5 protein-coding genes are annotated in these 7,810 nt (G+C 72.8%); 4 read left to right on the forward strand and 1 reads right to left on the reverse strand.

All coding sequences use genetic code 11. The annotated features are described in order from the left end of the window. Positions 1–29: 29 nt before the first annotated feature. Positions 30–1,580, reverse strand: a complete 1,551-nt coding sequence (locus ACLQ3F_RS22095; protein ID WP_425851124.1) for a hypothetical protein — start codon at positions 1,578–1,580, stop codon at positions 30–32. 193 nt (positions 1,581–1,773) lie between these two features. Here ACLQ3F_RS22095 and ACLQ3F_RS22100 point away from each other — a divergent pair, with 193 nt between their 5' ends. The 4 genes from ACLQ3F_RS22100 to ACLQ3F_RS22115 are packed head-to-tail and all read left to right on the forward strand — an operon-like array spanning position 1,774 to position 7,676. Continuing rightward, complete coding sequence (locus ACLQ3F_RS22100; protein WP_425851126.1) at positions 1,774–4,452, forward strand: LuxR C-terminal-related transcriptional regulator; 2,679 nt, start codon at positions 1,774–1,776, stop codon at positions 4,450–4,452. A gap of 16 nt (positions 4,453–4,468) precedes the next feature. Continuing rightward, positions 4,469–5,755: a nicotinate phosphoribosyltransferase gene (locus ACLQ3F_RS22105; protein WP_357195291.1), complete on the forward strand. Its 1,287-nt coding sequence runs from the start codon at positions 4,469–4,471 to the stop codon at positions 5,753–5,755. Between the two features lie 51 nt (positions 5,756–5,806). Next, a complete protein-coding gene (locus ACLQ3F_RS22110; RefSeq protein ID WP_357195288.1) occupies positions 5,807–6,388 on the forward strand; it encodes an isochorismatase family protein in 582 nt (193 codons plus the stop codon). Between the two features lie 40 nt (positions 6,389–6,428). Then, entirely contained in the window at positions 6,429–7,676 is a 1,248-nt protein-coding gene (locus ACLQ3F_RS22115) for an MFS transporter (RefSeq protein ID WP_425851128.1), read from the forward strand. Positions 7,677–7,810: the final 134 nt, after the last annotated feature.

A 7,810-nucleotide genomic window follows, 5' to 3' on the forward strand; every position in this document is an offset into this window, starting at 1 on the left:
CGGACCCGGACCAACCGGTGGGCGCGCCGTCAGGCGAGCAGAATGCCGTGATCGACTGCATCGGAGAGCACCACGCCCAGCGAGAGGCGGATCACCTCGAACCGTCGGGAGATCTCCCTGGACAACCCCAACTCGACCTCGCGCACCGCCCGCTGGGACCAGGCTCGCGCCGCGCTGTGGTCGCCGTTGCCCGGCGTACGCCACTGCTGCCAGCACCCGCCGGAGAGCGCCACCGCAATGGGCGGGAGCACCTCGTCCCGGGACGCCATCGGATAGCTGGCGGCGGCGTCGATCGCCTCCAGGCCGGTCAACTCGGCCACGCCCGCCGTGCTGGTGATCAACAGCACCTTGTCCAATTCGTGGCCGGGCCGGTGATCGGCCAGGCCGTACTGCACAGCGGTGGCGATCCGGCGGCGCACGCCTTCGGCCGGCGGCGCGCCGAGCACCTGGGACGCGACGTCGGTCATGATGCCGCGCACCGCCTGGTCGCACTGCGCGGTCGCCAACAACGACAACGCCGCCATCTCACGGTCGAGGAGATCGGGTAGGCCGGCAAGGCCGACTCCGAACACGATCTCCTGAACGGCCCGAAGGTGGATGTTCGCCAACTCCAGGGCGAGGTGCTGGCGGATCCGCTGAGCACACGAGCGGGCATGGCGGTCGAGCCGCTCGGACCAGTCACCCGGATCGGCGGCCACGGCCACGCGGCCCTGCTGGCCCGGCAGGATCGGTGGGTCGACGCTGGCCCGCTGCAACCCCTCACGCGACGCCCAACCCACCAGCGCCCGCCGCAGGTCGGCGGCAGTGTCGGCGCCGTCGACCGGGAACCACCGCGCGCCGGCCAGCGCCGGCACCGCGGCCAGGAGCGCCGCCCGATGCGCCTCCACAGTGACCGCGACCGCATCCACCTCGGTCTCCGCATCCCCGACCGGCGGGACGGACGCCCCCGCGCCCTCCGTAGTCGCCGTGCCGTCGGCCAGCGGAGCCCACCCCGCCGCGCCCGGGGTGACCGCGAAGACGACCTCCACCGAGGTCGGGGCGACTTCGGCGAGCAGGTTCAACTCGGCGGCGGTGAAGGCCTGGTCGGCGGCGATCACGAAGAGCAACGCGCCGGCCCGGCCCACCGCTTCGAGCAGCACCCGGGTGCCGGACACACCGAGGGTGGCGGTGTCCGGAACGTCGACCAGGGTGAAGTGCCGCAGCAGCGGCTGGGGCACGCTCAGCTCGACACGCCGGGGCGGGCGGGCCAACGCCGGACCGGCGGCGTCCCGGTCCGCGCCGTACGAGTGCGGCTGCCGGTAACCGGGCACGAACGCCGCCCGGGTGGGCACCTTGGCGTCGCGCATCACCAACCAGCTGCCCGCCGGCACTGTGAGCATGACCGGGTCGAGCTCGAGCAGGGTGGCCAGCACAGCACGCCGCTCAGCACCGGCCGGGCCAACGGCGACCACACCGAGCGGCTCATCCGGGGCGGCGCCGGACACGCCGACCCGGGTGGGGAGGGGGCCGCAGGTCGGTAGGTCTGCTGGGCCGGTCATGTCGTCCGGCGAATCGACCGAGGGGAGAGGGCCCTGCTTCATCAGGTGCCTCCCGTTGCGGGTGACCGGAGATCCGGTCGCGGAATTTCCCGTACGTCAATCGGATGTCGGAAGACTACGGGCGGGCCGACGACCGGGCGGAACACCTCGAATACTCAGCGGTAATTGTGCGATTACTCAACTTCGCACGGTGACGGTACGGGCGCGGACGGATTCCGGTCGATATGCTGCGCGAATGAGTCGATGGGAGTTCGTCGGCCGCACGGATGAGCTCAACCGTCTGCTGGAGGCCGTGACCGGCGAGGCCGGCCGCGGGCTCTTCTTCAGCGGCAGCGCTGGCATCGGCAAGAGTCGCCTGCTGCGCGAGGGCGTGGGCGCGTTGCCCACCGACCGGTTCGCGATCTGGTCCATCGCCGCCAGCGCCACCACTGCGGCGCTGCCATTCGGTGGGCTCGTCCAGGTCCTCCCCGCCGAGCAGCCGCAGGGCCTCTCCCCCGCCGGCATCCTGCGCTGGGCGCTCAACGTGCTGCAACAGCAGGCGGCCGGCCGACGGATCGTGCTCGCCATCGACGACGCCCACCTGCTCGATCCCCCCTCGGCCGCACTCGTGCATCTCGTCGCCCGCGCCGAGAACGCCACAGTGGTCGGCACCCTGCGCGACGGTGAGCAGATCCCGCTGCCGATCCGCGCGCTCTGGACCGACGACCTGGTCGAGCACGTCGAGCTGACCCCGATGCCGCCGGAGGAGACCACCGACCTACTGGCGGCGATCCTGGGCGGCCCGGTCGACGCCAACTCCGCCGACCGGCTCGGCCGGCTGTCGGCCGGCAACCCGCTGCTGCTGCGCGAGCTGGTACACGCCGCCAACGGCAGCGCCGAGTTGAAGCGCACGTACGGAATCTGGAAGTGGACCGGGCGACTGGAACTGGCGCCCAACCTGACCGACCTCATCGACACCCGGGTCGGCAAACTCACCGACGGCGTCCGCGCGGTCGTCGAGCTGGTCGCGTTCGGCGAACCACTGGGCCTGCACCTCCTGAGGCAGGCCGCCGAACAGTCGGACGTGGAGACCGCCGAGGAACGCGGGCTGATCACCGTCATCCAGCACGACCGGCGCACCAACGTCCGGCTGGCACACCCGCTCTACGGCGAGGTGATGCGCCGTCGCTGCCCGGTCAGCCGCACCCGCCGGCTTCAGGCACACCTCGCCGAGTTGCTCGAGCAGGTCGGCAAACGCCGACGCGACGACCTGTTGCGGGTGGCGGTCTGGCGACTCGACTCGGGCACCGCACAGGATCCGGCTCTGCTGCTGGACGCCGCGGTGCAGGCGTTCACCCGCTACGACGTGCCGCTGGCGACCCGCCTGGCGCGGGCCGCGCTGCACACCGACGGCGGCTACGACGCGGCGGAGCTGCTGGCCACCATCCTGATGTTCGCCGACCGGCCCGACGAGGCGATCGACGTCCTCGACGCGGTCACCCCCAAGCCCGGCGACGAGCGGCGGCTCTGCCGGTGGCTGACCGTACGCGGCATGGTCAGCTACTGGGGGCTGAGCCGGCAGTCCACGGTGGAGGAGATCGCAAGCCGGGCCGAGCAGCTCAGTGACTCCGCCGACCGGTCCCGGGTGCACGCATTCGAGGCGATCATGCGCCTGCACAGCCTGGACACGGCCACCGCCGTGCAGCTCAGCCGACGGGTGCTCGACCGTCCGGCGGCAGGCGTCGCCGCCCGCGAGCTGGCCCGCTCCACCATCGCGTACGTCCAGGCCGCGCAGGGCGAGCTGACCCGCAGCGGTACGGCGATCGCCCAGGTGCACTCGGCCGCGGCGAGCTGGCGCACCGACATGCCGTACCTCCAGTTGGCCCTGGAACTGGCCCGAGGCACCCGGCTCATGCTCACCGGCGACCTGGCCGGGATCGACGCGATCGTGGCCGACGAGTTCGCCGACCTCGCCGGAGCCGGCGACTTCCGCCTCGGCACCGGCTACCTGGCCATCCTTCAGGCGTACGCGGCCCGGCTGCGTGGGCAGAGCGACGCGGCCATGCGGACCTCGCTGGGTGCCTGCGCGGTGCTGGCCACGAGCCGGGTCTACGCCGGTCTGGCCCAGGCCGAACGCGCCCAGGCGGCGGCGCTGCGCGGTGACGCCGCGCAGGCGGTTGCGGCGATGGCCGAAGCCGACCGCACGCACGCGCCGGGCATGGCGGTGCTCTACCCGTGGCTGGAGCAGGCCCGGGGCGCGTCGCTCGCCGCGTCGGGCGACCTGCCGGGCGCTGTCAAACACCTCGGTGACCTGGTGGACCGGCTGCGCTCCGACGGCTTCGCCGGGCACGAGGTGCATGTCCTGCACGACCTCGTCCGACTCGACCAGGCGGGCATGGCTGTCGGCCCCACCTGCTCCGACGGCAGCCGCCGCACCGTCGCGCAGCGCCTCGCCGAGCTCTCGGAGCGGGTCGACGGGGTGCTCCCGCCGCTGCTGGCCCGGCACGCCCGCGCCGCGGTGACCGACTCCCCCACCGATCTGCTGGCGGTCGCCGACGACTACGCCGCCCTGGAGTTGACCGTGTACGCCGCAGAGGCCACCTCCCAGGCCGTCCAGCGGCTGCGCCGGCAACACTCGACCGCCGCCAACGACGCCCGGGAACGCCTCGCCGGGTTGCTCGGGCGCTGTGACCTGATCCGGACGCCGGCGCTCCAGGCCGGAGCGCCAGTGCTCACCGAGCGGGAGTGGCAGGTGGCGCGCCTCGCCGCGCACGGCGCTCCCAGCCGGGCCATCGCCGAACGGCTCTACCTCTCGGCGCGCACAGTGGAGAACCACCTCCAGCGGATCTACGCCAAGCTCGGCGTCACCGCCCGGGCCGAACTGTGGGCGGCGTTGCGCTCGATCCCGGGCCACGACGGCGGCGACCCGAGCTGAACCTTAGGCTGGGGCGGTGAGCAACCACCGCCCCGCGCTCCTGACCGACCACTACGAGCTGACCATGGTCAGCGCGGCACTGAAGGACGGCACCGCCGACCGCCGGTGCGTCTTCGAGGTGTTCAGCCGCCGACTGCCCAGCGGCCGCCGGTACGGCGTGGTCGCCGGGACGGCCCGGCTGATCGAGCTGATCCGCGACTTCCGGTTCGACCCCACCGAGGTCGATTTCCTGCTGCGGACCGGGGTGGTCGACGAGACGGCGGCGGCGTGGCTCACCGACTACCGCTTCACCGGCGACATCGACGGGTACGCCGAGGGTGAGCTGTTCTTCCCCGGTTCACCGATCCTCACCGTCTCCGGCGGCTTCGCCGAATGCGTGGTGCTGGAGACGGTGGCGCTGTCCGTGCTCAACCACGATTGCGCGGTGGCCGCCGCGGCGGCCCGGATGGTGACCGCGGCGCGGGGCCGGACGCTGATCGAGATGGGGTCGCGTCGGGCACACGAGGAGGCGGCGGTGGCCGCGGCGCGGTCCGCGTACCTGGCCGGGTTCCGGTTCACGTCCAACCTCGCCGCCGGCGCGCGCTACGGCATCCCGACGGCGGGCACGGCAGCGCACGCGTTCACCCTGCTGCACGACGACGAGCGGGCGGCGTTCGCCTCGCAGGTCGCCACGCTGGGCAAGGACACCACGCTGCTGGTCGACACGTACGACATCAGCCAGGGCATCCGCAACGCCATCGCGGTGGCCGGGCCGGACCTGCGGGCGATACGGATCGACTCCGGCGACCTCGCGGTGATCGCTCAGCAGTCCCGGGAGTTGCTCGACTCGCTGGGCGCCACCGAGACCAAGATCATCGTTTCCGGTGACCTGGACGAGTACGCGATCGCAGCGCTGGCCGCCGAACCGGTGGACATGTACGGCGCCGGCACCGCCGTGGTCACCGGCTCCGGGGCACCGACCGCCGGGCTGGTCTACAAATTGGTCGAGGTCGAGGGCCGGCCGGTCGTGAAGCGATCCGAGCACAAGGCCACCATCGGCGGTCGGAAGGTAGCGGTCCGCCGGCACAAGCCGACCGGCACCGCCACCGAGGAGGTCATCGTCCCGCAGGGCGTTCCCGACCGGCAGCCCAACGACCGCCTGCTCCAGCAGTCGTACGTGGTCGCCGGCGAGTCGGTGACGCTGCCCACCCTCGACGAGTCACGGGAGCACCTGCGGGAGTGCCTGATCTCCATCCCGTGGGAGGGACTGAAGCTCTCGGCCGGCGACCCGGCCGTGCCGGTCACCGTCGTACCCGCTGGCTGAGCCATCCCCCGAGCACCACCGACCGACAGTGCGGAGAGAGGAAACCCCCCGATGGCCAACGCGCTGATCATCGTGGACGTGCAGAACGACTTCTGCGAGGGCGGCTCGCTGGCCGTCGCCGGCGGCGCAGGGGTGGCCGCCGGCATCTCCCGGTTGCTCGCCGCCGAGCCGGACCGGTGGACGCACGTGGTCGCCACCAAGGACTACCACGTCGACCCGGGTGCCCACTTCGGCGATCCCCCGGACTTCGTGGAGTCCTGGCCCCGGCACTGCGTGGTCGGCACCAGCGGTTCGGAGTTCCACCCGGAACTGAACACCGCGAAGGTCGAGGCGATCTTCCACAAGGGCGAGCACGCGGCGGCGTACTCCGGTTTCGAGGGCCATGCCGAGGACGGCGAGTGCCTGGCCGACTGGCTGCGCCGGCGCGACGTGGACCGGGTCGACGTGGTCGGCATAGCCACTGACCACTGCGTCCGGGCGACCGCGCTGGACGCCGCCCGCGAGGGTTTCGCCACCACCGTGCTGCTGGAGTTGACTGCCGCCGTCGCCCCGGCGACCACCGACGTGGCCCTACGCGCCATGGAGGGCGCCGGGGTGCTCATGCACGGCCAGCCTGTGATCAGGGCCGCATGAGGCGCTAATTGGTTGGCCAAGGGGCCGCCGCCGGTCGAGGATGTCGCCGGAGGTACGGACCCACGTGAACATGAAGCCTTACCGGCGGGCGCTCGCCCTGCCCGGCCTGCGGTCGCTGCTACTGGTTGCCGTCCTCGCCCGCATCCCGCTCACCGCGACCGGGGTGACGCTCACCTTCCACGTGGTCCTCGATCTTGATCGTGGCTATGGGGCGGCCGGCTTGGTGGGCGCGGCGGTCACGGTGGGCGCGGCGATCGGCGGGCCGCTGCTCGGCCGACTCGTGGACCGGCGTGGACTGCGCCCGGTCCTGGTGCTCACCGCGATCGCTGAGGCGATCTTCTGGTCCACCGCGCCGTCCCTGGCGTACCCCGTGCTCCTGCCGGCCGCCTTCGTGGCCGGCTCCCTGGCCCTGCCCATCTTCTCCGTGGTCCGTCAGTCGATCGCCGCGCTGGTACCCGAGGACCAACGCCGCCAGGCCTACGCACTGGACTCGATGTCGGTGGAGCTGTCCTTCATGATCGGCCCAGCGTTGGCGGTGGCCCTGGTCACCGCGATCTCCGCGCAGACCACCATGTATCTGGTTGGCGGCGGCATCGTCGCCGCCGGGATCGCCCTGTGGGTCGTCAACCCACCGATCCGGGAGGCCAACGAACCCACCGGCCCACAACGCCGGGTGCCACGCCGGGAGTGGCTGACCCCGCGACTGCTCGCCATCCTGGCGCTCAGCGCGGCCGCGACCCTGGTGCTCGGGGGCACCGACGTGGCGGTGGTCGCTGTCCTGCGAGCCAGCGGCGAGGTCGGCTGGACCGGCGTGGTCCTGGCCATCTGGGCGGTCGCCTCGCTGGCCGGCGGTTTCGCCTACGGGGCCGTACACCGCTCGTTCTCCCCGCTGGCACTGACCGCCGCACTGGCCCTGTGCACCATTCCGGTGGGGCTGGGCGGTGCGCACTGGTGGCTGCTGTGCCTGGCGCTGATCCCCGCCGGCGCGCTCTGCGCGCCGACCATCGCGGCCGGCTCGGACGCGGTCAGCCGCCTGGTGCCGGCCGAGGTACGCGGCGAAGCGATGGGTCTGCACGGCTCTGCGGTCACCGTCGGCATCGCCATCGGCGCACCGCTCGCCGGCGCGGTGATCGACGCCAGCGCGCCACTGTGGGGCTTCGTGGTGACCGGGGCGCTCGGCGCACTGGTCACCCTGGTGGTGCTCCCGATCGAGTTGCGCCGCCGCCGCATCGCCGAAGCGGCCACCCCGCCGCCCGCCGAGGCCGACCTCACCCTCGCCGCCCGCTGACACCCGGGCACAAATCCAACGGCCCGGGCCCGGACAGGGCCATCAAAGCCGGGCACGCCCCGGGCAGCAGCCCAGGCCGGGCCGCGCACTGCGGGCCAGGGCCGCGCAGTGCAGGCGGGGCCGCGCAGTGCAGG

It is taken from the genome of Micromonospora sp. DT15 (genome assembly GCF_049841475.1).
Classification (GTDB): Bacteria; Actinomycetota; Actinomycetes; order Mycobacteriales; family Micromonosporaceae; genus Micromonospora.

Coding starts and splice junctions, on each gene's coding strand:
- ACLQ3F_RS22095 (WP_425851124.1), bottom strand. CDS start 1,580: ATGAAGCAGGGCCCTCTCCCCTCGGTCGATTCGCCGGACGACATGACC.
- ACLQ3F_RS22100 (WP_425851126.1), top strand. CDS start 1,774: ATGAGTCGATGGGAGTTCGTCGGCCGCACGGATGAGCTCAACCGTCTG.
- ACLQ3F_RS22110 (WP_357195288.1), top strand. CDS start 5,807: ATGGCCAACGCGCTGATCATCGTGGACGTGCAGAACGACTTCTGCGAG.
- ACLQ3F_RS22115 (WP_425851128.1), top strand. CDS start 6,429: ATGTCGCCGGAGGTACGGACCCACGTGAACATGAAGCCTTACCGGCGG.